We start from the raw sequence: 24,334 nt of genomic DNA, 5'->3' as shown, positions 1-24,334 counted from the left end.
CTCTCTCGAGGCGGTGCGGGTCAGAGGAGGGGGCGCACGTGGGCGGCAAGGTCGGCGTGGGTGCCGATCCACACGTCGTCGAACGAGCGGATGTGACGGAGCAGCTCATCGAGGATCCGCAGGCGCGAGCGGTGCCCGATGATGTGCGGGTGCATGGTCAGCTGGAAGACCCCGCCCTCCTCGCGCGCCGCGTCGAACTCGTCGATCCAGATCTGCAGGAGGCTGCGGGGCGGCATGTGGGGACGGAGGCCGCCGAAGCGGTCCATCATCAAGTACGGGGCGTCGTCACGGATCCACTCGACCGGGATCTCGACGACCCCGGTGCGCTCGCCGTGCTCCAGCAGCTCGTAGGGGTCGGCATCCGCCATCAGCGAGGAGTCGTACACGAACCCGAGCTCGCGGATGACGGCGAGCGTCGACCCCGAGAAGTCCCACGACGGGGTCCGGATGCCGGTCGGGCGATGTCCGATCTGCCGCTCGAAGACATCGAGGCACCGGCTGACGAGCTCGAGCTCGTCGTCGTGGCCGAGTGCGGTGTTGCGCTCGTGGATCCAGCCGTGCACGGCGACTTCGTGACCGCCCGCGACGTAGGACGGCGCCTCGTCCGGCCGCAGCAGAGCGCAGACCGCGGGCATGTAGAACGACGAGGGCGCCTCGTACCGGGCGAGCAGGTCGAGGATCCGGGGCACCGCGAACCGTGCGCCGAACTCGCCCTGCGCCATCCGACCCGGTGACGTCTCCCCGTCGCGGAGGGGGATCGACTCGTGGTCGGAGTCGAACGACAGCAGCACGGCGACCCGCGCGCCCGACGGCCATCGCTGTGCGGGGTCGTCGTGCACGAGCCGGCGCCCCGCCCGGACGTGCTCCACGTGGCCGCGCCACACGCTCTCGTCCCACTGCCACGGTTGCTGCTCGTCCATGCGATCCTCCTGGCCTTCGACGACACCTGCGTCATCGATGCAGGCAACTGTAGGAATAAACAAACTTGGAGGCAAGCATGATGGGCAAATGTGTCGTTCGTGTTTCCTCGAATGGGATATTCGCGTTCCGGCCAGCGAGAGGCGGCTGAGATAGGTTGAGACCGTGCACCGATCAGACCCGCGCGCGGTCCGACCCCAGCTCGACGAGACCGATCTCGACCTCGTGGCGGCCCTGCACATCGCCCCCCGCGTCCCCACGGCCGCACTGGCCGACATCCTCGGCATCCCCACCAGTACCGCCTCCCGGCGCCTCGCGCGCCTGCAGGACGAACGCCTTCTCCGGGTCGTCGGTCGGTTCGCCTGGGAGCTGATCACCTCGAGCAACCCGTTCGAGCTGTGGGTCACCTCCACCCCCGGGCACTCCGAGGCCGTCGTGAGCGAGCTCTTGCGCATTCCGGACGTGCAGTTCGTGCTCCGCACCAGCGGCGCGGCCGACATCTACGCCAACCTGTTCCCGCTGCGCGGGTCGGACCCCCACGACCTGCTGACCTCGACGATCCCCTCCATCCCCGGGGTGCGCGCCATCGACAGCCGGATGATCCTGGAGCCCGCGAAGGTCGGACAATCGTGGCGGTACCGCCGACTCGACGCCGCGCGCACCGCGGAGCTCGAGAAGCACTCCTCCGTGGCCGACGGCGAACCGCTCCGCGACCTCGAACAGCTGTCGGACCTCGAGTTCGAGACCATGCGGATGCTCGGCGCGAACGGCCGCGTCACCGCCGCCGAGGTGGGGCGCACGCTCGGCGTCTCGCCCACGACCGCCGCCCGCGCGATGCGGCTCCTCATCCACTCCGGGGCCATCTCCCCCCGCATCGAGATCCAGCCCGACCTCATGGGCTTCCCCCTCAACGCGGTCGTCACCATCGACGTCCGGCCGCGCGACATCCGCGGCGCGCTCGACACCCTCGCCGCGCACCCCAGCGTGCGCCTGCTGTCGACCGTCACCGGCTCGGCGCCGGTCAGCCTCGCGGGCGTCTTCGCCGGGCCCGTCGATCTCGCCCGCTTCGTGCGCGACGACCTCGGCACCCTCGCCGGCGTCAGATCGGTGCAGTCGGTCGCGGGCCTGCGGCTCGAACGCCGGTACTGGGTCGATCGCGACGGCCTGCGCCTCGGCGACTCCGTCGAGGGCGTGCTGCGCCGCTGAGCGGAACCACCTCCGGAGCCTCGCGGGTCGGCGCAGCAGAGACGGCCGCGCTCAGCCCGCGCGCAATCGTGTGTTCGCGGCCCCCGACGCCGAGGTCATGCGGCCCAGGAACGCGCGCACCACACGCAGTTCCTCGGCAGGGGTGTCACGCACGGCGGCGGCGATCTCCGTTCCGGCCGCGTCCAGGAAATCCGCCGTCCCCGCCCTCGCCGCCGACGTCGGACGCAGGTTCACGCGCCGACGGTCGGCGTCCCCACGGTGCCTCTCGACGTGCCCGGCCCGTTCGAGGCGGTCGATCAGCACCGACACGGCCCCGGAGGTCATCCCGATCTGCCGCGCCAGCTCAGCGGGCGACAGCGGGTGCCCCGACTGCTCAGCCCACACGATGCGGCCGAGTGCGTCGGCATCCGTCACAGGCAGCGCCATCCACGCCGAGAGGTGGCGGTGCAGCTCCTCGGAGGCCAGCGACCAGTCACGCAGGCCGTGCATGACGGCGACCTCGTCTGTCGACCACGAGGTGGAGAGCGCATCGGATCCGGTCACGCAATGACTTTACAGTCAAGTGACTTTGCCGTAAAGCTTTCTTTACTGACCTCGAGGAGTTCCCATGACCGCCCCGCATGCCCTTGTCTCCGGCGCGAGCATCGCCGGCCTGTCCGCAACCTGGTGGCTGCGCCGCATCGGGTGGAAGGTGACGCTGATCGAGAAGTCGACGTCGTTCCGCGACGGAGGCCAGAACGTCGACGTCCGCGGGGTCGCGAGAGACGTGCTCGAGCGCATGGGACTCACCGACGCCATCCGCGCGAAGAACACGACCGAGACGGGGACGGTGATCGTCGACGCGAGAGGCGAGGTCATCGGTGAGCTCCCCTCGGACGGAGCCGACGGGGCGACGGCCGAACTCGAGGTGCTGCGCGGCGACTTCGCGCGCACGATCCTCGACGCCCTCCCCGTCGGCACGCCCGTCGTCTATGGAGCGTCGATCGCCGAGGTCGATGAGACCGACGAGCATCGGGTGGTCGTGACCATCGACGACGGGCGGCGGCTCGAGGCCGACCTCCTCGTGGTCGCCGAGGGGGTGCGCTCGAGCACTCGCGACCTCCTCTTCGCGTCGACCGAGATCGACGCCCGCCCCCTCGGGGTGACGATGGCGTTCGGCACGATCCCCCGCACGCCCGACGACGACGACCGCTGGCGCTGGTACAACGCCGTCGAGGGCCGGCAGGTGCACCTGCGTCCCGACCCCCACGGCACCACCCGGGCGATCCTCGCCTACGCCGGCGACGATCACCTCGCCTCCTGCGACCGAGAGGAGGCCCTGCGCATACTGCGCGAGCGGTACGCCGACGCGGGCTGGCAGGCTCCGCGCGTGCTCGACGGCTTCGACGTCTCCGACGACGTCTACATCGACGAGCTGACGCAGATCCGCATGCCGGGATGGCACCGCGGGCGTGTGTGCGTCATCGGCGACGCGGCATGGTGCGTCACACCGATGGGCGGCGGGGGCGCGTCGCTCGCGCTGACCGGCGGTTACGTGCTCGCGGCATTCCTCTCGCAGATCGAGGGGCGACCGGGCCGCGACGCCCTCGACGACGCGCTGGAGCAGATGGACGCCTGGATGCGACCGCTCGTCGACCGCATCCAGGGCATCCCCCGCGGGATGCTGCGCTTCGCCTACCCGCGCACCCGGTTCGGTCTGGCCGCGCGCGCCGTGATCACCAAGGTCATGACCGCGCCGCCCCTGTCGCACGTGACCGCGACGTTCACGGAGGTCGCCGATGCCGAGCAGCCGCTCCCCGACCTTCTCACGCGGAGTGCCGCGCACGAATGACGGTGGCGCCGCGGGCAGGCGCGCCAGGAGTCGACCCGTGGTGACCTCGCCACGTCGGCGGGCACCGTCGGACGCCGCGGTGAGCCGGATCTCCGTGCCGCGTCTCAGACGCGGAGAACGCAGCCGTTCAGACGCGGAAGACCGCGTGCACGTCGTCGCCGAGCACGTCGCGGCCACCGAGGCCGTCGATCTCGAGCAACGTCGCGATCCCGACGACCTCGCTGCCCACCGCCTCGAGCAGGTCGCGCCCGGCGCGCAGGGTTCCGCCGGTCGCCAGCACGTCGTCGAGAAGCAGGACGCGCGCGCCCGCGGCGTTGTCGTCGTGCATCTCGATCTGCGCCGAGCCGTACTCGAGGTCGTACGACATCGTCGCCGCGGGGCGCGGCAGCTTGCCCGCCTTGCGGATAGGCATGAGACCCACGTTCGCGGCGATCGCGGCGGCGCCGGCGAGCAGGAACCCGCGCGCCTCGACCCCCGCGACAGCGTCGAAGCGGCCCGAGAAGGGCTCGATGAGCGCCTCGACGACGGTCCGCAGGGCGGCGGCATCCGTCAGCAGCGGGGTGATGTCGCGGAAGACGATGCCCGGCTTCGGGTAGTCGGGGATGCTGGTGATCAGCGATTCAGCGCGGGAGAGGGCGGAGGCGTCGGGCACCGCCCCAGCCTAATCGCGGCTCTCCCCTGCCGCCCCCGCACTCTCCCCCGTCGAAAGTCCAGAACACGCCGCGGCAGCCCGCGCGATCACGGCGTGTTCTGGACACTCGACGCGGCGGAGGGGGGCGGGCGTACGAAGCGATGAGGGAGCGGTTGACGTGACTGTAAGCGCTTGCAGTAACGTGGGGCGCATGACTTTCACGCAGGAGGGCGCGCGCGCCGATCTCGTCTCGGCCCCGGGCTCCGAGTGGTGGCGCACCGCCGTCATCTACCAGATCTACCCCCGCTCCTTCGCCGACGCCTCGGGCGACGGCCTGGGCGACCTGCCCGGTGTCACCGCGCACCTCGACGACCTGCGCGATCTGGGAGTGGATGCCATCTGGCTCAGCCCCTTCCAGACCTCACCGCAGAAGGACGCGGGCTACGACGTCGCCGACTACCGCGATGTCGACCCGATCTTCGGCACCCTGGCCGACTTCGACGCGATGCTCGCCGGGGCCCACGAGCGTGGCATCCGGGTCATCGTCGACCTCGTCCCCAACCACTCCAGCGATCAGCACGTGTGGTTCCAGCAGGCGCTCGAGGCTGCGCCCGGCAGCCCGGAGCGCGCGCGGTACATCTTCCGCGACGGCAAGGGCGAGAACGGCGAGCTGCCCCCCAACAACTGGGAGAGCGTGTTCGGCGGCGGCATGTGGAAGCGCGTGACCGAGGCCGACGGCACGCCCGGCCAGTGGTACCTGCACATCTTCGACGAGAGCCAGCCCGACTTCGACTGGACCAACGAGGAGGTGCGCGCGGAGTTCCGCGACGTGCTGCGGTTCTGGCTCGACCGCGGGGTCGACGGCTTCCGCGTCGACGTGGCGCACGGCCTCATCAAGGCCGAGGGCCTGCCCGACTACAGCCCCGACCCCGAGGCGGGTTCCATGGGCGGCGACGCCGAGGAGGTCCCCTACTGGGGCCAGCCCGGTGTGCACGACGTCTGGCGGGAGTGGCACGAGGTGCTCGACGAGTACGACGGCGACCGTGCCCTCTGCGCCGAAGCCTGGTTGCCGACGGTGAAGCAGACCGCCCTGTGGGTGCGCCCCGACGAGATGCACCAGGCGTTCAACTTCCACTACCTCGAGACGAAGTGGGATGCCGCCGCCCTCCGCCACGTCATCACGGAGTCGCTCGACGAGTACGGCGCCGTCGGCGCCCCGAGCACGTGGGTGCTGTCGAACCACGACGTCGTGCGTCACGCCTCGCGCCTGGCACTGACGGCCGAGAACCCGCAGGGCGCCGGCATCGGCCCGGCCTCCCCCGGCCAGCCCGACCCGGTGAAGGGCCTGCGTCGCGCCCGCGCCGCCACGTCGCTCATGCTCGCACTGCCCGGCTCGTCCTACCTCTACCAGGGCGAGGAGCTCGGCCTGCCCGAGGTCATCGATCTGCCCGACGACGCCCGCCAGGACCCCACCTGGTTCCGCACGAACGGCGAGCGCTACGGCCGCGACGGATGCCGCGTGCCGCTGCCCTGGACGGCCGATGCGCCGGCATACGGGTTCAACGACACCGGTGCGTCGTGGCTGCCCCAGCCGGCCGAGTGGGCGGACCTCGCGTTCGACCAGCAGGTCGACGACCCCTCGTCGACGCTCACGCTCTACCGCTCGCTTCTCGCCGAGCGCCGCGCCCGCAACCTCGGCGCCGGCGACCTCGAGTGGGTCGACGGTCTCGGGGACGACGTCGTGGCGTTCCGCAACGGGTCGCTGCTCGTCGTCGCGAACCTGGGCGATGCCGCCGTCGAGCTGCCCGCCGGAGAGGTGCTGATCGCGAGCGGCCCCCTCGACGGCGACCGCCTGCCCGCCGACACGACCGTCTGGATCGCGGCGGCCTGAGCCGCGGCATCCACCGTTTCGGACGACGCACGGGACCGTGGTCGGCATCGACGACGTCGCCCGCGCGGCGGGAGTGTCGACGGCCACGGTCTCGCGCGCGTTGAGCGGGCGCGGCCCCGTTTCGGCCGCGGCGCGCGATCGCGTGGTCGCCGCGGCCGAGAGGCTCGGGTACGTGGCGTCGGCCGCCGCATCGAGCCTGGCCTCGGGGCGCACGCGAGCGGTCGGAGTGGTCGTGCCCTTCCTCGACCGGTGGTTCTTCAGCACCGTGCTGGCGGGCATCTCCGACGCCCTCGTGCGCCAGGGCTACGACATCACGCTCTACAGCGTCAGCGCCGACCCCGCCGAACGCCGCCGCGTCTTCGACGACCACCTGCGCCGCCGCCGGATCGACGCGGTCATCACGATCGCCCTCGAGCTGGATGCCGAGGAGTCGGCGTCGCTGCGCGGCCTCGGCGTCCCGATCGTCGCGATCGCCGGACCCAACCCCCTGCTGACCACCCTGACCGTCGACGACCTGGCCGTCGGTCGCCTCGCGACCACGCACCTGCTCGAGTTGGGGCACCGCCGCCTCGCGCACATCGGCGCGGATGCCGTCATCGACGCCGGATCCACCGTGCCGTCGTTGCGTCGACGCGGCTTCGAGGAGGTGCTCGCCGAGGCCGGGATCACCGACGCCCGCGTCGAGCCGGCCGACTTCACCATCGAGGGCGGGTCGGCGGCAGCAGCGCGCGCCCTCAAGGCCGCCGATGCACCGACCGCGGTGTTCGCGGCATCCGACGAGATGGCCATCGGCGCGATCCTCGCCGCGCGCGAACGCGGGCTGCGCGTGCCCGAGGACGTCTCGATCATCGGCGTCGACGGACATGAGCTCGGCCGCTGGTTTGGGTTGACCACGGTCGACCAGTTCGCGCGGGGCCAGGGCGAACGCGCCGCGGACGCCGTGCTCGCCGAGCTCGAGGGCGCCGAACCGGCCCGCGGTCGCGGAACGCTGCCGTTCGAGCTGGTCGACCGCGGCTCGACCGCCGCGCCGTCTCGGTGACGCGGCGGCCGGGCCGCGGACGACGCGTTCAGCGAGCGGAGCCCCGCAGCGATCCGGTGGTCTGATCCACCTCGGGGTCGTAGAGCATGCAGGAGATCTCGCGGTCGCCCTCGGCCCAGGTCTCCGCGGTCGGCGAGACGTACGTGTACGCGAGCGTCGACTGCTCCCACGGAACACCGACGTAGTCGGGGTAGACGGCGTCGCAGCCCTCGTAAGCCGACGACTCGATCGCGTCGTCACCGGGGAAGGCGCCGTCGGCGAGGAAGAAGCCGCCGAAGACTTCGTAGGTGTGCGGCTGGGCGCAGTCGACCAGGTTGGAGGGCGAGATGAAGCCGCTGGGGATGTCGTCGAGGCACGCCCCCACGGGCAGCGTGTACGCACCACCGGGCGCCTGCTCGCTCGGGCCGATCGTCACCCCTCCATCTCCCGGTTCGGCGGGCAGCTCGAAGGGATCGCTCGAGGAGGACGCGACGCCGGCACCGAAGATCGCGAGGAGCACGAGCGCGAAGATCGCGACGATCGAGAGCACCGTGATGACGCCGCCCGCGATGATCCCGCCGATCGCGAGGCCACGGCCCTTCTCGCCGGTGCGCTTGATCTGGGCGAGGGCGACGGCCCCGGCGATGATCCCGCCGATCGGCAGCACGAAGCCCATGATGATCGCGGCGATCGCCACGCCGTTCGTGCGTTCGGAGGTCCCGGATGCCGCGCCGGGGGCGTTTGGCGACGTTCCGGCCCCGGAGGGCGAGGCTCCGGGCGCGTACGGCGTATCCGACGGCGCGGCCGCTCCCGGATAGCCGGGGTACCCGGAGGCACCGGGATATCCGCTCGGCGGTACCGGGGGCGCTCCGACGTAGGGCGGGGCGGGGGCCGCAGGCTCTCCCTCGGCGGCCGGCGGCGCCGGAGCGACCGGCGCGGGCCACGCGGCCGGGGCGTCACCGGGCGAAGGAGCCGCGGCATCCCCCGATCCGGTGGGGGCAGCCTCCGCAGCATCGACGAGAAGCCCCTGAGACGCGAGGCGCCGGCCCGCGAGATGCGCGGCTTCGCGAACGACGTCGCCCGCCTTGGCGGCGCCGATCGCCCCACCCTTGAGGAACCCGCCGGCGGTCGAGTGCTCGAATGACGCGAGCGCACCCTCGGCTGTCTCGGCGAGGTGCACGTCGAACCGGACGTGCATGTCCTGCCCGGCGAACGCGCCCGCGACGAGCGTCGTGCCCAGGCTGCCGCGCGAGACGTCGAGCGATCCGCCCGGGGTCGGCTGCACCGTGAAGCCCTGCTCGGTGAGAGCCGCCGCGACGGCGTCGCGGGCACGGTCGACGGGCAGGGTGAGACGAAGCTCGGCGGTGGCCATGGGTGCTCCCGGGTGTCACGCGCCGCGAGACTCACAGCGCGCGTCCAGGTTAGACCCGTCGTGCGGGGTGACACCCCTGCCGGGCCGCGCGAGTGCGGGATGCACCGCTCACGGACCATCGCGCCGCACGCGTCGCCCCTCCGTGCGACCTCGGCCCGCGCGCCGGTCACCGCCGCGGCTCCGCATCGCTCGCGAGGATCACCCGCGCGCGCCGCTCGCGGGGCGCGTCGCGGGGCGACGCGGATACTCCGCGGACCGTCCGCCCCGTGATGGCCGGCCTCCGTGGATCGGGACGCGAGCGGGTTGCGCGGATATCGCGGCTTGTCCTCGAGGATCGCCACGGAGGCGTCGAGCGCTCCGGTCCGCGTTGAAGCGCATCAAATCGATCGCGCCGATCGGTTAGCATCCATCTCAGAGTCACGGCGGTCGAAGGGGGCGTGGTGCAGCACACGAGGCGAACGCCGAGCATGTCGGATGTCGCGCGCGCTGCCGGGGTGGCGCTGGGCACCGTGTCGAACGTCTTGAACCACCCCGACAAGGTCGCCCCCGCCACATTGGAGAGGGTGCAGGGGGCGATCGAGCAACTGGGTTTCGTGCGCAACACGAACGCCCAGCAACTCGCCGCGGGGCGATCGCGCAGCATCGGACTGGTCGTGATCGACATCAGCAACTCGCTCTTCGTCGACATCGCGCGCGGCGCACAGCGGTACGCGTCGGAGCTCGGCATGAACGTCCTGATGGCCAACAGCGACAACAGGGCAGACCAGCAGCGAGCGGATCTCGACTTCTTCGACGGAGCTCGAGTGGGGGGGATCCTGCTCGCCCCGATGGAGGACGCCGGAGAGGACGTCGCGCGCATCCGCACCCACGGTCGGCCGACCGTGGTCCTGAACTTCGATACGGGGCGCAACGACTGCTGCCAGGTCCTCGTCGACAACGAGGAGGTCGGCTACCTCGCGGCGCGACATCTCATCGACAACGGACGCACCCGCTTGGCGTTCGTCGGCGGTCGGGACTATCTGCAGCCCGTCGCGCTTCGGCGCCGCGGGGTGAGGCGCGCCGTCGCCGAGGAGGGCGGGCGCGTCACCCTGCAGGAGGTCCCGACGGAGAACCTCGATCCGCCGGGAGGGTTGCGGGCGGCCGAGGGACTCGTGGAGGACGTCCGTCGCGGCAGTCTCGACGGCGTCATCGCCGTCACGGACCTGTTGGCGATGGCGATCATCCAGGTCTTCGGCGCCCGGGGCGTCGAGGTGCCGAGAGACGTGGCAGTGATGGGGTGCGACCACAACTCCGCCGCCTGGGGCGGCATGATCCCGCTCACATCCGTTCAGATGAAGGGTCTCGACATGGGGCGCGAGGGACTGCGCCTGCTCCTCGCCGAGATCGATGAGGACCCTGCTGAGCACCGACATGTCACCACGATGCTGCGCCCCGAGTTGGTCGTGCGCGAAAGCACCGTCGGGCGCGAGCGGGCCACGCCACTCCGAGACTGAAGCGTTTCAAAAATGAGTTGACGCGTCTTCTGCACCCATGCATAATCCTCTTGAAGCGCTTCAATGATCGAGGCGCATTTTCAAGGAGGAAAAGTGTCCACAGCATTCCCGCGCTCGCGCCGCATGGTCGCGATCACCTCGCTCGGTGCCGCCGGGCTCCTCGCCCTCACCGCGTGCGCCGGCGGCGGGTCGGCGGGTGCGACATCGTTCTCGTTCCTGGTCAACCAGGAGAACACGACCATTCCCGAGCTGCTCACCAGCTTGAGCACCGACCAGTGCAAGGCCGAGAACGACGCCCAGCCGCTTCAGGTCGAGACGGTGCCGCAGACGCAGCTGGACCAGAAGCTGCAGCTGCTCGCCGGCCAGAACGCCCTTCCGGCGCAGTACGCGGCGGGCAACGCCCCCGCCTTGACCAAGGAGCTCGCCCAGGGCGGTCAGGTCCTCGACCTCGACAAGACCTTGACCGACCTCGGGGTCATCGACCAGATCGAGCCGGCCGCCATCTCGACCATCGAGCAGCTCTACGGCGGATTCAACGTGCTGCCGTACCAGTACAACATCGAGGGCGTCTGGTACAACAAGCAGCTGCTCGCCGATAACGGCATCGATGTGCCGAGCACCTGGGACGAGCTCTCCGCCGGCGCAGCGAAGCTGCAAGCGGCAGGCGTCCAGCCTTTCTCCGCCTCCGGCGAGCAGGGGTGGCCCATCACCCGCCTGATCAGCGGCTACATCTTCCGCGACCTCGGCCCGGACGCCCTGCAGAAGGTCGCTGACGGTGACGCCAAGCTCACCGATCCCGAGTACGTCGCGGCCGCTCAGGCCGTCGCCGACCTCGGCGCCAACGGGTACTTCGGTCAGGGCGTGGGGTCGATCGACTACGACACGGCCTTCAACACCTTCCTGACCGGGAAGGCCGCCTTCTTCTACATGGGCAGCTGGGCATTGGCGAACTTCGCCGACGAGTCGGCGAACCAGATCGGCTCCGACAACATCGGCTTCATGCCGTTCCCCGACGTCGCAGGCGGTGCGGGCGACTCGAGCCAGACCCCGGCGAACGTCGGACTCCCGATGGCCCTGTCGGCGAAGGCGTACACCGACGACACCGGCAAGTGGCTGACGTGCATCGCGAACAACTACGGTGCGCAGTCGCTCTCCGAGGCCGATACGATCTCCGGCTTCAAGGTCAATGGCGACGTGCAGGTCGACGACCTCACCGCGCTCGTCCAGGACCGCATCGCATCGACGCAGGAGTCGGTTCTGTGGTTCGAGGCCCTCTTCAACGCCAAGGCCACGGAGACGAGCCAGAAGAACGCCGCTCAGCTGGTCACGGGCGCCATCTCGCCGCAGGACTTCATGAGCCTGGTCCAGTCAGACCTGGGCTGACCCTCGGGGAGGCGAGGGCCGTTGCGAACGGTCCTCGCCTCCGCCATCGATGCGAAGGAACATCCGCTATGCACAAGGTCCTCGGCGATAAGAGGGCGATCGCGCTGCTGCTCGGCCCGGCGCTGGTCGTCTACTCCCTCGTCATGCTCATCCCCGTGGTGTGGTCGTTGGGCTACACCCTCTTCGAGGGGAATGCGATCTCGGGCTTCGAGTACGTGGGCGTGGAGAACCTCGCACGCCTGTTCAGCGACCCGCGCGTGGGCGAGGCGCTCCGCTTCACCCTTCTCTACGCCGTGATCATCACCGCCGGCCAGGTGCTGCTCGGCTATCTCCTGGCGCTGTTCTACGTGTTCGTCCTGCGCAACCGCGGCAGTGTCGTGCGTACGCTCGTCTTCTTCCCCGTGATCATCCCGACCGTGGCCGTCGCGCTGATGTTCCAGAAGCTGTTCGAGGTCGCACCGCAGACCGGTCCCGTCAACGGCATCCTGAACATGTTCGGAGTCGAGTCGATCGACTGGTTCGGAAGCCCGGTCAGCGCGATCGTCGTGCTCGTGATCATGGACCTCTGGCGCTCGATGGGCTTCTATGCGGTGCTGCTGTACACCGGCCTTCTCGACATCCCCGACGACATCATGGAGTCCGCCCGTCTGGACGGGGCCACCGGATTCCGTCTCGTCCGCAGCATCGTCTTGCCCCTGTCGCTGCCCGTGCTGCTGTCGTCGATCATCTTCTCCATCAACGGCACGCTCAAGGTGTTCGATTCGATCGTCGCGCTGACCAACGGCGGGCCGGGCACGGCCACCACGCCGCTGACCCTCTACATGTTCCAGACGTCGTTCAGCTACGGCGAGTACGGCTACGGCGCGTCCATCGCGCTTCTGCTGACGATGCTCTGCCTGATCGTGACCGTCTTCATCTTCCGGTCGTCGCGACGCGACGTCACGAAGGGCTGATCTCCATGTCCACCGCCACCTTGCCCAAGACCCCGACTTCCGTCGAGCGCGACCGTCGCCGCCCGCCGGTGCGCCGCGCGTCACTGCGACGTCTTCCCGGAACGCTCCTCATCGCGCTTCTCGTCGCGATCGAGGTGCTGCCCCTGCTCTGGCTGCTCATGAACTCCTTCAAGAGCCAGGACGAGTTCCTCAATGCGCCCACCTGGGCCCTTCCTCGGGCACTGAACTTCCAGAATTACGCCGACGCCTGGGTGACCGGCAACATCGGCCATTACCTCCTCAACAGCGTGCTCGCGGTCTTCCCCGCGTTGTTCCTCATGCTCGTGCTGGGCGTCGCCGCCGGATTCGTGCTGGAGGTCATGGTGTTCCGAGGGCGAGGCGGCATCCTGCTCCTCTTCCTCGCAGGGATCATGGTCCCGGGTCAGATGATCCTCCTCCCGCTGTTCTCCGTGTACTTCCAGGCAGGCCTCACGGGCTCGCTGTGGCCGCTCATCATCACCTACACCGCCACCGGGCTCCCCCTGACGGTCTTCATGATGGCGACGTACTTCCGAGCCATCCCGCGCGAGGTCTTCGAGGCATCGACGCTGGACGGCGCATCGATCTTCCGCTCGTTCCGCGCGGTCGCCCTGCCGATGGCGCGTAACTCGATCGTGACCGTCGGCTTGGTGCAGTTCTTCTTCTTCTGGAACGACCTGCTCATCGCTCTGACGTTCACCAACTCCTCGCAACTCCGAACGGTGCAGGTGGGCCTGCTCAACTTCACGGGGCAGTTCGGCGCCACCCAGTACGGTCCGCTCTTCGCCGCCATCTGCATCAACGTCTTCGGCATCCTGGCGATCTATCTCGTTCTCAACCAGCGCATCATGGCGGGCCTCGCGAGCGGGGCGGTCAAGGGGTGAGGGCGGCGCAGCCCGTGCACGCCGCCGTCATGACGGCGGTCGAGAAGACCGTCGTGGAGACGCGTACGATCGCACCGCTCGAGGCGAGCGAGGTGCTCGTCGAAGTCCGATCGGTCGGCGTCTGCGGGTCGGATGTGCACTGGTACCGCGACGGCTGCATCGGCAGCACCGTCGTATCGGCGCCCCTGATCCTCGGCCACGAGGCGTCGGGCGTCATCGTGGAGGTGGGAGAGGGCGTTCCACGGAATCGGATCGGTAGCCGCGTGGCACTCGAACCGGGCGTTCCCTGCGGGCGGTGCGCCCTGTGCAGAGCGGGACGCTACAACCTGTGTCCCGACGTGCGGTTCTTCGCGACGCCACCGGTGGATGGCGCCTTCGCCACCCATGTGGTGACCCACTCGGACTTCGCCCACGATGTCCCCGACAGCCTGGACGACGACGAGGCGGCCCTGATCGAGCCACTCGCCGTGGCGATGTGGGCGGTCGGCAAGGCGTCGGTCACCGTGGGGGACCGCGTTCTGGTCAGCGGCGCGGGCCCGATCGGACTCCTCGTCCTCCAGGTCGCCCGGGCGGCGGGTGCCGACGTGAGCGTCAGCGACGTGGCCGGCGATCGCCTCGTCGCCGCGATGCAGGCGGGCGCGACCGACACCATCGACGTGAGTGCCGACGAGCTCCCCCCGGGCTTCACGGTGCTCATCGAGTGCTCAGGCGTCGGTGCGGCGATCAGCACGGGGCTGGCCGCCCTCGGTCCCGCCGGTCGCGCCGTTCTCGTGGGCATGTCGCCCGACGGGCAGACGTCCGTTCCCCTCGACGTCATCCAGTCCCGCGAGATCACCCTCACCGGGACGTTCCGCTACGCGCACCAATATCCGGACGCGATCGCACTGGCGGCGAGCGGACGCATCGATCTGCGCCGGCTCGTCACCAGCGTCCATCCGCTCAGCGATGTGCACAACGCGCTCATGCTGCCGGGCCGCGATCCGTCCGCCCTCAAACCCATGGTCCACCCCCAGCAGGATGAGAATCCCCCCGCATGATCCAGGTATCCCCCGTCACGTTCGAGCACCTGCCGCGCGCCCTCGGCATCGGTGTCGCCGCACCCCGCCTGTCGTGGAAGACCACGGCTCCCGCCGGATGGCGCCAGCGCGCGTACGAGGTCGCTCTGTCCGCGGACGGGCGAGTCGAGACCACCGCTCTCATCGCCGACACCGACTCCGTGCTGGTCACCTGGCCGTTCTCCCCACTGACGTCGCGGGAGCGGGCCGAGGTGAGCGTGCGCGTGCACGGTGAGGACGGTTCGACGTCGGAGTGGTCGACACCCGCCCCCGTCGAGGCGGGGCTCCTGCGCGAAGGCGATTGGATCGCGTCGGTCGTGGGTCCCGACTGGGCGGAGGACGCGGAGGCCCTGCGGCGCCCGCCTCGCGTCCGCCGCGCCTTCGACCTCGTCGGTCCGATCGCACGCGCGCGGTTGTACGCGAGCGCGCACGGCCTGTACGAGGTCGAGATCAACGGCGTCCGCGTCGGCGACGACGCGTTGTCCCCCGGGTGGACCGTGTACGGCGAGCGGCTGAGGTACTACACCTACGACGTGACCGAGCACCTCGTCTCCGGGCGCAACACCGTGGGGTCGTGGCTGGCCGACGGGTGGTACCGCGGCCGGCTGGGCTTCCATGGCGGATACCCGAACCTCTACGGCAGCGACATCGGTCTCATCGCCCAGCTGGAGATCGAATACGCCGACGGCAGCCGCGTCGTCGTCGCGACGGATGACGCCTGGGAGGTCGCGGCGAGCCCGATCGTCACCACCGGTCTCTACGAGGGCGAGCGGTACGACGCCCGTCTGCAGCAGGACGAATGGGCGGGCGCCGCCGACCCGTCGTGGAGGCCCGCGAGGGCGCTCCCGGTCGATCATGGAACGCTCGTCGCGCCCGAGGGCGCACCCGTGCGGTGCACCGAGGAGCTCGCTCCCGTCTCCGTCGTCCGGGGCGCGTCCGGAGGCTGGATCCTCGACTTCGGGCAGAACATCTCCGGTCGGCTGCGCCTGCGCGTGCACGCCGAGTCCGGGCGGGAGATCACACTCCGCCATGCCGAGGTCCTCCAGGACGGCGAGTTGTACACGCGACCCCTTCGGGGCGCGGCGGCGACGGATGTGCTGATCACGGACGGCTCGCCGCTCGAGTGGGAACCTCGTTTCACCATTCACGGGTTCCGTTACGCCGAGATCGACGGGTGGCCGGGCGAGATCGCGCCCGGCGCGGTCGTCGCGCGGGTCTACCACACCGACATGGAGCGCACGGGCTGGTTCGAGTCGTCGGACCCGCTCCTCAACCGCCTGCACGAGAACGTCCGATGGTCGATGCGCGATAACTTCGTCGACATCCCCACGGATTGTCCGCAGCGCGACGAACGGCTGGGCTGGACCGGCGACCTGCAGGTGTTCGCCCCCGCGGCGTCATACCTCTACGACTGCTCGGGAATGCTCCGGTCGTGGCTGCGCGACGTCGCGGTCGAGCAGCTCCCCGACGGGACGGTGCCCTGGTACGTCCCCGTCATCCCCGGAGGAGACGAGTGGACGCCGATCCGCCCGGGTGCGGCATGGGGCGACGTCGCGGTGCTGACGCCGTGGACCCTTTATCGCCAGTTCGGCGACGCGCAGATCCTTCGAGAGCAGTACGACTCGGCCCGCAGGTGGGTGGATCTGGTGGCTCGGCTCGCCGGGCCGGATCGGTTGTGGAACACCGGTTTCCAGCTGGGCGACTGGCTCGACCCGGCGGCACCGCCGCACGACCCCGCAGACGCCACCACGGATCGCTACCTCGTGGCGACCGCTTACTTCGCGTGGTCGAGCCGTCATCTCGCGAAGATGGCGGAGGTGCTCGACAAGGTCGATGACGCGCGCACGTACGCGCGCCTGGCGGCCGAGGTGAAGGCAGCGTTCCGTCGCGAGTACGTGGCCGCCTCGGGCCTCCTGACCAGCGACGCCCAAACCGCCTATGCGCTCGCGATCGAGTTCGACCTGGCCGAGGGCGAAGAGGAGGTCGCCCGTTGGGGAGAGCGGTTGGCGACGTTGGTGCGCCAGGGAGGGAACCGGATCGCCACCGGCTTCGCCGGAACACCGCTGATCACCGACGCGCTGACGCACTCGGGGCATCTCGACGCCGCGTACGACCTCCTGTTCGAGCGCGAATGCCCCTCGTGGATGTACACGGTCCTCTCCGGAGGAACGACGACCTGGGAACGCTGGGACAGCCTGCTCCCCGACGGGACGGTGAACCCGGGCGGGATGACGTCGTTCAATCACTTCGCCCTGGGCGCGGTGGCCGACTGGATCCACCGCACCGTCGGAGGTCTGGCTCCGATCGACCCCGGCTACCGCCGGATCGCCTTCCGGCCCCAGCCGGGCGGCGGTCTCACCTTCGCGCGCGCAGCCCACGAGACGCCCTACGGGCGGGCCTCGATCGCGTGGCACGTCGACGAGGGCGAGCTCCACGTGGACGTCGCGGTCCCGACCGGAACGACGGGAGTCGTCGCACTGCCGGGGGGCGAGACGTTCGAGGTCGGATCCGGAGTGCACACGTACACCGTGGCCGCGCACGTGCCGGCACCGGTGTGACGCTGCCTGTCGGCGCCGCCGCGGCTCAGACGGGTCAGCGGATGCGGCCCACCAGGTCGTCGCGCGTCAGGGTGTCGGCCTCCGCCAGCACCGCGCGGGCGGCATCCCGGGCCTCTTCGACGTTCCAGAGGAGCACGCCCACGACACGGTCGTCGTCGAGGTAGTAGACGACCCCGTGGTCGGTGTCGATCCAGTCCTCCACCGTCTCGAGCGACGAGTCCAGGGTTCCGACCGCCTCGTACCGGATGCCGAACACCGCCGAGTAGTAGTAGGGGGTGTGCGTGTACGGCTCGGCGGCGCCCGCCAGGTTGCGGCCTGCGGCCTTGCCCTGCTCGTTGGCGTTGTCGACGTGCTCGACCCGGCGACGCCCGAGCAGGCGGTCGGGGTAGCTCGCCACGTCGCCGGCGGCGTAGACGTCGTCGACCGAGGCGCGCAGTTGCGCATCCACGTGCACGCCGTCGTCGACCGCGAGGCCGGCCTTCTCGGCGAGGTCGGTGGCCACCTCGATGCCCAGACCGCTCACGACGGCGTCGGCGCGCACCTCGTCGCCGTTCTCGAGCCCGAGCGTGACGCCGTCGGCATCCGCCGATCCGCCCTCGACCTTGGATCCCGCGACGATCTCGACGCCCGCATCGCGGAACAGCGTCTCGAAACGCTCGGCGAGCGCCGCGGGGAAGACCGCGTCGCCCAGCACCGCACCGGTGTGGATGAGGACGGTGTCGACACCGTTCTGCACGAGGGCCGCCGCGAGCTCGGACCCGATGTACCCGCCGCCGACGACCGCGATGCGGTCGACGTCCTCGGCCAGGGCGCGAAGGCGCCGGTAGTCCTCCGCGGTGCGGAACGACAGCACCCGCTCGCCGTTCGATGCGTCGTCGACGGGGAGGGCGACGGGCTTCCCTCCCGTCGCGAGAAGGAGCTTGCCGTACGAGAAGGTCTCGCCGTCGGCATCCACCTCGTGCTCCTCGGGGCGGACCGCCGTGGCGCGCGTGCGCAGCCGGATGTCGGCGCCGGTGTCGGCGGCGGTGCCCAGCGGCACCTTGTCCCACGTGAACTCGTCGTCGGTCCACAGCTTCTTGCTGAGGGCGGGGCGCGTGTACGGCTCGTCGATGTCGTCGCTCAGGATGCCGATCGATCCGTCGGCGTCGATCTCGCGGATGCCGCGCGCGGCGGTGTCGGCGACCATCCCGCCGCCGACGATGAGGTAGTCGAAGTGTGTCGTGGTCATGCGCTCAGCGTCCCCGCCCGACCTGACCGCACCGGACGGCTTGCGGGCGCGCGCGGCATCCGGTAGCGCCCGTTCCGGTCCGGCAGGAAGCAGGTCGAGTGTCCAGGACGCGCCGCGTCTCGGACGCGCCTCGCGGCGTGTCCCGGACACTCGACAGAAAGGGCGGCCGGGCGGGCGCGGGCGAGGGGTCGCGAACTAGGCTCGATCCATGAGCGTCGACCTCGAAAGCCTCTACACCGATCTGCACGCCCACCCGGAGCTGTCGTTCCAGGAGACGCGGACGGCGGGCGTCATCGCCCGCCACCTCGCCGACCTCGGCCTCGAGGTCGAAGAAGGCGTTGGGCGCACCGGTGTGGTCACCCGGATCGACAACGGCCCGGGCCCCGTCGTCTGGCTGCGCGCCGACATGGACGGTCTCCCCGTCGAGGAGCAGACCGGTCTCGCCTACGCCAGCACCGCCCGCGGCACCGATCCGGCGGGCAACGCCGTTCCGGTCATGCACGCGTGCGGTCACGACATGCACGTGACCGCCCTCATCGGGGCGCTCGAGCGGCTCGTCGCGACGACCGACGAGTGGTCGGGCACCGTCGTGGCGGTGTTCCAGCCCGCCGAGGAGTACGGCGCGGGCTCGCAGGCGATGATCGCCGACGGCGTGCTCGAGCGCTACCCGAAGCCCGACATCGTGCTCGGCCAACACGTCACGCCGCTGCCCGCGGGCGTCATCGGCGTGCGCCCGGGCACCCAGATGGCGGCATCCGACGGTCTCACCGTGGTGCTCCACGGCCGCGGTGGTCACGGCTCGCGCCCGCACTCCACGATCGACCCGGTCGTCATGGCCGCCGCCACCGTGATGCGCCTGCAGACCGTGGTCTCGCGCGAAGTCGACCCGCGCGACGTCGCCGTCGTGACGGTCGGTTCGATCCACGCGGGCCTGAAGAACAACATCATCCCGGCGGAGGCGAAGCTCGAGCTGAGCCTGCGCTACCCCGACGACGCGGCGCGCGAGCGCGTGATGGGCAAGGTCGAGCGGATCGTCCGCGCCGAGGCGGCGGCATCCGGAGCCGAGAAGGAACCCACCATCACCACCGACCACTCCCTGCCGCCCACCATCAACGACCCGGATGCCACCTCCCGCCTGACGGCCGCGTTCCGTCGGGCGTTCGGCGAGGCCGGCGTCGTCGACCCGGGTATGTTCACCGGGAGCGAGGACGTGTCATGGTTCGCCCGCGACTCGGGCGCGCCGCTGGTGTTCTGGTTCTGGGGCGGGGTGGACCCGCAGAGATTCGCGGATGCCGTGGCCGGCGGCACGATCGAGCGCGACATCCCGACGAACCACTCGCCTTTCTTCGCTCCGGTCATGCAGCCGACGATCGATCGCGGTGTCGAGAACCTCGTCGTCGCGGCGCGGGAGTTCCTGGACTGACGCGGGGCGCCGTGCGAGGGAGGGACCGACCCCGCGAGCGGCTCAGCCCCGGACGGCCGCGTCCCGACCCGGCGTGCGGATACGCGACGGGTCGGGGAGCGGCCGTCCGCCCCGTCCTCACTCCGCGTACGTCGCCAGGCGCATGGTCGCCGTCGCGCTGTGCGCAGCCATGCCCTCGGAGTCGGAGATCGTCTGCACCGCTTCGGCGAGGGCGGGCGTGGCGGCCCGGCTGATCCGCTGGTAGGTGAGCGGTTTGACGAACCGCGACACCGACAGGCCGGCGCTGTGCTTGGCGCCGCCCGCGGTGGGAAGGACGTGGTTGGTCCCCGCCATGCCCTTGTCGGAGTAGGCGACCGTGCTCCAGGGCCCGAGGAAGATCGACCCGTAGTTGCGGAGGTGGTCGTGGTACCAGTCGTCGTCGGTCGTGATCACCTCGAGGTGCTCGGGCGCCAGGTCGTCCATGAGGGCGACCGCCGTCTCGCGGTCGGCCGCGACCGTCACGGTGCCGTAGTCGCGCCACGCGGGACCCGCGATCGGCTCCGTGGCGAGCGTCTCGAGCTGACGTTCGACGGCGGCGATCACGGCCTGCCCGTGCTCGTGCGACGTGGTCACCAGCGCCGCGGGAGAGTTGGGGCCGTGCTCGGCCTGCCCGAGAAGGTCGGCCGCGACGATCTCGGGGTCGGCACTGTCGTCGGAGAGCACGGCGACTTCGGAGGGTCCCGCGAGGAGGTCGATGGCGACGGTGCCGAACAACTGACGCTTCGCCTCGGCGACATAGGCGTTGCCGGCGCCCACCAACATGTCGACGGGGAGGTCGCCGAGCAGGCCGTAGGCCATCGCGGCGAGCGCCTGCACACCGCCGAGCACGAACACGCGGTCGACCCCCGAGAGGTGGGCGGCGTAGACGACGGCGTCGTTCGCGCCGCCATCGGGCTGCGGGGGCGTGCAGGCGATCACCGTCGGCACACCGGCCGCCTTCGCGACCCCGACCGTCATGAACGCGCTCGCGGTGAGAGGGAAGCGCCCCGCGGGCAGGTAGGCGCCGACGCGCGACACGGGGACGTAGCGCACGCCCGTGGCGAGTCCCGGGACCAGCTCGGTCTCGAAGTCGGTCAGACGACCGCGCTGCTCGGCGGCGAACGCCTTCGTCCGCTCGGACCCCAGCTCGATCGCCGCGCGGAGATCGGGCGCGAGGCGGTCGCCGCTCGAGGCGATCTGCGCGGTGGTGAGCTCGATGTCGCCGCCCTCGTAGCGGTCGAGTCGACGCGCGTAATCGAGCACGGCATCCATCCCCCGACGACCGATGTCGCTGAGCATGGCCGAGACGGTCTCGATGACGGCCGGGTCGCGCTGAGCAGCGGGGGCGTCGATGAGCGGCGTCTTGAGGTGGTGGAAGGAGCCGTCGAGGCGCTCGAGGAGCGCGGGAGTGAATCGCATGAGTGAACGCTAGATCGCGGTGACGTCCCCCACAAGAACGATGGATGCGATGGTATCCATCGGGTTTACCATTGGCTCGTGACCATCGCCCAGCTGCGCGCCTTCCTGACCGCTCTGGAACGGGGGTCGTTCACCGCCGCCGCGGTCGAACTCGATTCGACCCAGGCCTCCGTCTCGGAGCTCGTGGCCCGCCTCGAACGCGAGCTCGGCGTGCGACTGTTCCAACGCGGAGGGCGGCGCCTCGTCCCCACCGAGTCGGCCCTCGCGTTGCGGGCGCATGCGGAGCGCGCGGTGGGCGCGATCCACCACGGGGTCGAGGCGATGCGCGCGCTCACCGCGCTCGAGTCCGGGACGTGCACCTTCGGCGTGCTGCGCAACGCGGCTTACTACGAGCTGTCGGATCTGCTGCAGCGCTTCCACGAGCAGTATCCCGGGGTGCGGGTGCGGCTCGTGGGCATCAACTCCGCCCTCGTCGCGCGCTCCATCGCCGCGGGCGAGATCGAGGCGGGACTCCTCGTGCTCCCCGTCGACGACGCGGGCCTGACGATCACCCCGCTCATGCGCGACGAGGTCGTCTACGCCTCGGCTCGCGCCGACGCACCGGCGCACCCCGTGACCCTGGCCGAGGTCGCCGCCGCGAAACTCGTGCTGTACGACGCCTACGCGGGCTGGGACGATCCCACCCGGCGCCAGTTGCGTGAGCGCGCGAGCGCCCAGGGGCTCCTCCTCGAGCCCGCGATCGAGGTCGAGAACGTCGAGACGGCGCTGGGCCTGGTGGCCTCCGGCACCGCCGACACGATCGTCTCGCGCTCGATCGCCGAGTCGCCGACGTTCCCCGCCGGCATCCGGGTCGTCCCCTTCACCGAACCCCTCTACGACACGATCGCGCTCGCGCGGCGCGAGGGGGCGGAACCGTCACCGGCGGCGCGCCGTCTGGCCGACATGGCGCAGGACATGCTGCGCGCGCGTGCGGGACGCGGCGCGGTCGCCTGACGCACCCGCGGGTCCGGGGCTGGCGCGCGCCGACGCGTCCCGCTCCGCGCGCGGCCTCAGCCGTACAGCTCGGGGCGCCGGTCGGCGAACAGGTCGTTGAACGGCGGGAGCGCCTTGTCGGACGGATGCCGCACACGCAGCGTTGCGACGACCATGCCGTCGCCGCCCGTCGGCGCCGCCGCGATCCACCCGTCGTCGTCGATGATCGCCGTGCCCCCGGTCCACGCGACGCCGCGCTCGGACCCGTGGCGGTCGGCGATCACGGTCGCCAGGCGCGAGGAGCGGGCAGCGGCCATCGCCTGGATCGTCTCGGGGGCGCGTTCTCCCGCGGGCCGGTCGACCAGGGGCCAGTTCACCGGGAGCGCGAGCACCTCCGCCCCGGCGAGGGCGAGGCGCCGCGGAACCTCGGGGAACTCGTTGTCGTAGCAGATGGCCACCCCGATCCGACCGACGGGCGTCTCCACGACGGCGCCGGCGGTGTCCCCCGGCGCGAAGAACATCGACTCCTCGCCCCAGAGGTGCGATTTGCGATAGTCGCCCAGCCGGGCGTCGCGCGAGAGCAGCGCCGCGGTGTTGAACAGCCGGGGTCCGGCATCCTCGGCGTAGCCGATGACCGCGACCGCCCCCTCGGGCAGCTCCCGCGCGATCGCCTCCCAGCGGGGATCGTCGCGGGCGACGGCCGCGGACCGGGCCTCCGCGACGTCGGCGAAGACGTACCCGCTGAGGGCGAGCTCGGGCACGACGATCAGTCGCGCACCGGCATGAGCTGCCTCGCCGACCGCGGCGCGCACCGCGTCGAGGTTCGCCGCGACCTCTCCCACGGCGATGCGGGGGGAGGCCGCGGCGACGACGAGCTCGCGCGGGGAGATCAGTCGTCCTCCGTCGCGGTCACCATCACGCCGACGGGCGCGAGGTAGCCGTTGGGGTCGAGCATCCAGTCGGCGTCGCGGGCTGCGTCCACGACCTCGGGGGCCCATTCGAGGTACACCCGGTCGTCTCCCGAGTTGACCACGAGCAGCTCTCCGGCGCCGCTGTCGCCGGCTTCGATGCACCGGAAGGCGCGCCAGGCGCCCGCGGGCACCGAGAACGAGTCCGAGGGGTCCAGCTCGACCGTCGTGGAGGGGTCGCCGTTCAGCGTGACCGCCCAGCGTCCGCTCTTGACCAGCAGCGCCTGGTTCTTGTCGTGACGGTGGCGCAGGATGCCTTCGTCCTCGGCGGCACGGACCCAGGCCATGTTGAAGGAGTGGGGTTCGTGGATGCGGGGGACCTGACGACGGTCCTCGGTCATGCCGTAGCCGATGGCGAGGCTCAGTTCTGCGGCACCGCCCGGCAGGCTCGCGCACAGGAGGGCGTTGGCGCTGTAGACGCGGTCGCCGGGCTGGACGACCCGCTCACGCATCTGCTCGACCGAGAACGGGGTCAGCTCGTCGATGTACCGCTGCTGAATGGGCTTGATGAGCGCCACGTCCTGGGGCAGTTCGTCACCGGCGACGGTGTCGATGAGCTGGTTGTCGGCGGTGAGATAGAGACCGTACGACTCCGCCTCCTTCAGCACGGACGGCCCCCAGATGATGCCCCCCGTCACGTCGCGCCCGAGGACGGTCCACAGGATGCCGTCGTCCGGCCCCTCGTTCGTGAAACCGCGGAAGATCCAGGTCGGGATCGAGATGATGTCACCGTCGGTGCTGACGTACTCGCCCTGCTTGCCGTCGATCCCCCAGCGCAGGCGGAATTCGCCGCCGAGGTTGACGAACACCTCCGCCGTGAAGTGAAGGTGCAGATTGTTCGAGATGCCGTTCGGCATCCCCGCGGCTCCGGTGTTGAAGCCGTGCTCCTCGGTGAGGTTGATGACCTGCCCCGCGTTCTGCGAGACGCCGCCGCCGATGAAGGCGTAGTTCGACTTGCGGTCGGACCCGGGGGTGCGACAGTCGATGAAGGCCGCGTTGTGCGGGGCCCAGTCGCTCTTGCGGATCGTTCGCCGCTGGATCTCGGCCCCGTCGACGTCGGTGGAGGGGCTCGCGTGGTCGGTGCTCATGATGTGT

Annotated in this window: 20 protein-coding genes; 12 read left to right on the top strand and 8 right to left on the bottom strand. The window is 70.7% G+C overall.

Annotated elements, in window-relative coordinates; translation table 11 throughout:
- Positions 1–20: 20 nt before the first annotated feature.
- Entirely contained in the window at positions 21–920 is a 900-nt protein-coding gene (locus AB0230_RS16660) for a polysaccharide deacetylase (RefSeq protein WP_315993924.1), read from the bottom strand.
- Positions 921–1,083: 163 nt separating this feature from the next.
- Between AB0230_RS16660 and AB0230_RS16655 the strand changes: the two genes are divergently transcribed.
- The gene (locus AB0230_RS16655) at positions 1,084–2,124 is read left to right on the top strand and encodes an Lrp/AsnC family transcriptional regulator (protein ID WP_366376941.1); all 1,041 of its coding nucleotides are present in this window, start codon (positions 1,084–1,086) and stop codon (positions 2,122–2,124) included.
- A gap of 51 nt (positions 2,125–2,175) precedes the next feature.
- Here the strand turns inward: AB0230_RS16655 and AB0230_RS16650 are convergent, their stop codons facing one another.
- On the bottom strand, positions 2,176–2,667 hold the full coding sequence (locus tag AB0230_RS16650; protein ID WP_366376939.1) for a MarR family transcriptional regulator: 492 nt from the start codon (positions 2,665–2,667) through the stop codon (positions 2,176–2,178).
- Positions 2,668–2,731: 64 nt separating this feature from the next.
- On the opposite strand from AB0230_RS16650, the gene AB0230_RS16645 reads away from it, so the two are divergent.
- A complete protein-coding gene (locus tag AB0230_RS16645) occupies positions 2,732–3,955 on the top strand; it encodes an FAD-dependent monooxygenase (protein ID WP_366376937.1) in 1,224 nt (407 codons plus the stop codon).
- A gap of 127 nt (positions 3,956–4,082) precedes the next feature.
- On the opposite strand, the gene AB0230_RS16640 is transcribed toward AB0230_RS16645, so the two are convergent.
- Positions 4,083–4,607: an adenine phosphoribosyltransferase gene (locus AB0230_RS16640; RefSeq protein WP_366376935.1), complete on the bottom strand. Its 525-nt coding sequence runs from the start codon at positions 4,605–4,607 to the stop codon at positions 4,083–4,085.
- 190 nt (positions 4,608–4,797) lie between these two features.
- Here AB0230_RS16640 and AB0230_RS16635 point away from each other — a divergent pair, with 190 nt between their 5' ends.
- Positions 4,798–6,477, top strand: a complete 1,680-nt coding sequence (locus tag AB0230_RS16635) for a glycoside hydrolase family 13 protein (protein WP_366376933.1) — start codon at positions 4,798–4,800, stop codon at positions 6,475–6,477.
- Between the two features lie 37 nt (positions 6,478–6,514).
- Complete coding sequence (locus AB0230_RS16630; RefSeq protein WP_366376931.1) at positions 6,515–7,516, top strand: LacI family DNA-binding transcriptional regulator; 1,002 nt, start codon at positions 6,515–6,517, stop codon at positions 7,514–7,516.
- Positions 7,517–7,544: 28 nt separating this feature from the next.
- Here the strand turns inward: AB0230_RS16630 and AB0230_RS16625 are convergent, their stop codons facing one another.
- The gene (locus AB0230_RS16625; RefSeq protein WP_366376930.1) at positions 7,545–8,867 is read right to left on the bottom strand and encodes a septum formation family protein; all 1,323 of its coding nucleotides are present in this window, start codon (positions 8,865–8,867) and stop codon (positions 7,545–7,547) included.
- 467 nt (positions 8,868–9,334) lie between these two features.
- Between AB0230_RS16625 and AB0230_RS16620 the strand changes: the two genes are divergently transcribed.
- The 6 genes from AB0230_RS16620 to AB0230_RS16595 all read left to right on the top strand — a co-directional run bounded on the left by AB0230_RS16620 (position 9,335) and on the right by AB0230_RS16595 (position 17,211).
- Complete coding sequence (locus AB0230_RS16620) at positions 9,335–10,360, top strand: LacI family DNA-binding transcriptional regulator (RefSeq protein ID WP_315993932.1); 1,026 nt, start codon at positions 9,335–9,337, stop codon at positions 10,358–10,360.
- 93 nt (positions 10,361–10,453) lie between these two features.
- Positions 10,454–11,743, top strand: coding sequence for an extracellular solute-binding protein (locus AB0230_RS16615; RefSeq protein ID WP_366376929.1), 1,290 nt, complete (start codon positions 10,454–10,456; stop codon positions 11,741–11,743).
- Between the two features lie 68 nt (positions 11,744–11,811).
- Entirely contained in the window at positions 11,812–12,696 is an 885-nt protein-coding gene (locus tag AB0230_RS16610; protein WP_315993934.1) for a sugar ABC transporter permease, read from the top strand.
- Between the two features lie 5 nt (positions 12,697–12,701).
- Positions 12,702–13,598, top strand: coding sequence for a carbohydrate ABC transporter permease (locus AB0230_RS16605; protein WP_366376927.1), 897 nt, complete (start codon positions 12,702–12,704; stop codon positions 13,596–13,598).
- Positions 13,595–14,635 carry an NAD(P)-dependent alcohol dehydrogenase gene (locus tag AB0230_RS16600; RefSeq protein WP_366376925.1) on the top strand — a complete coding sequence of 347 codons (1,041 nt, stop codon included), beginning with the start codon at positions 13,595–13,597 and terminating at the stop codon, positions 14,633–14,635. Before AB0230_RS16605 ends, AB0230_RS16600 begins: the two co-directional genes overlap by 4 nt.
- Positions 14,632–17,211 (top strand): glycoside hydrolase family 78 protein, encoded by a 2,580-nt coding sequence (locus tag AB0230_RS16595; RefSeq protein WP_366376923.1) that lies wholly within the window; start codon positions 14,632–14,634, stop codon positions 17,209–17,211. Before AB0230_RS16600 ends, AB0230_RS16595 begins: the two co-directional genes overlap by 4 nt.
- Positions 17,212–17,245: 34 nt before the next feature.
- Here the strand turns inward: AB0230_RS16595 and AB0230_RS16590 are convergent, their stop codons facing one another.
- Positions 17,246–18,439: an FAD-dependent oxidoreductase gene (locus tag AB0230_RS16590; protein WP_366376921.1), complete on the bottom strand. Its 1,194-nt coding sequence runs from the start codon at positions 18,437–18,439 to the stop codon at positions 17,246–17,248.
- 208 nt (positions 18,440–18,647) lie between these two features.
- Here AB0230_RS16590 and AB0230_RS16585 point away from each other — a divergent pair, with 208 nt between their 5' ends.
- Complete coding sequence (locus AB0230_RS16585; RefSeq protein WP_366376919.1) at positions 18,648–19,862, top strand: amidohydrolase; 1,215 nt, start codon at positions 18,648–18,650, stop codon at positions 19,860–19,862.
- A gap of 117 nt (positions 19,863–19,979) precedes the next feature.
- Here the strand turns inward: AB0230_RS16585 and hisD are convergent, their stop codons facing one another.
- Positions 19,980–21,299, bottom strand: a complete 1,320-nt coding sequence (gene hisD / locus AB0230_RS16580; RefSeq protein ID WP_366376917.1) for a histidinol dehydrogenase — start codon at positions 21,297–21,299, stop codon at positions 19,980–19,982.
- Positions 21,300–21,377: 78 nt separating this feature from the next.
- Here hisD and AB0230_RS16575 point away from each other — a divergent pair, with 78 nt between their 5' ends.
- On the top strand, positions 21,378–22,292 hold the full coding sequence (locus tag AB0230_RS16575; protein ID WP_366376915.1) for a LysR family transcriptional regulator: 915 nt from the start codon (positions 21,378–21,380) through the stop codon (positions 22,290–22,292).
- A gap of 56 nt (positions 22,293–22,348) precedes the next feature.
- Here the strand turns inward: AB0230_RS16575 and AB0230_RS16570 are convergent, their stop codons facing one another.
- Both AB0230_RS16570 and AB0230_RS16565 read right to left on the bottom strand, forming a co-directional pair.
- On the bottom strand, positions 22,349–23,161 hold the full coding sequence (locus AB0230_RS16570; protein WP_366377043.1) for a nitrilase-related carbon-nitrogen hydrolase: 813 nt from the start codon (positions 23,159–23,161) through the stop codon (positions 22,349–22,351).
- The gene (locus AB0230_RS16565; protein WP_315993942.1) at positions 23,161–24,327 is read right to left on the bottom strand and encodes a cupin domain-containing protein; all 1,167 of its coding nucleotides are present in this window, start codon (positions 24,325–24,327) and stop codon (positions 23,161–23,163) included. The genes AB0230_RS16570 and AB0230_RS16565 overlap by 1 nt, the downstream gene beginning before the upstream one ends.
- Positions 24,328–24,334: the final 7 nt, after the last annotated feature.

It is taken from the genome of Microbacterium sp. NPDC089190 (assembly GCF_040701795.1).
GTDB lineage: Bacteria > Actinomycetota > Actinomycetes > Actinomycetales > Microbacteriaceae > Microbacterium > Microbacterium galbum.
The sequence above is the reverse complement of the archived record's forward strand: the minus strand, read 5'-3'. Positions and strand labels throughout refer to the sequence as shown.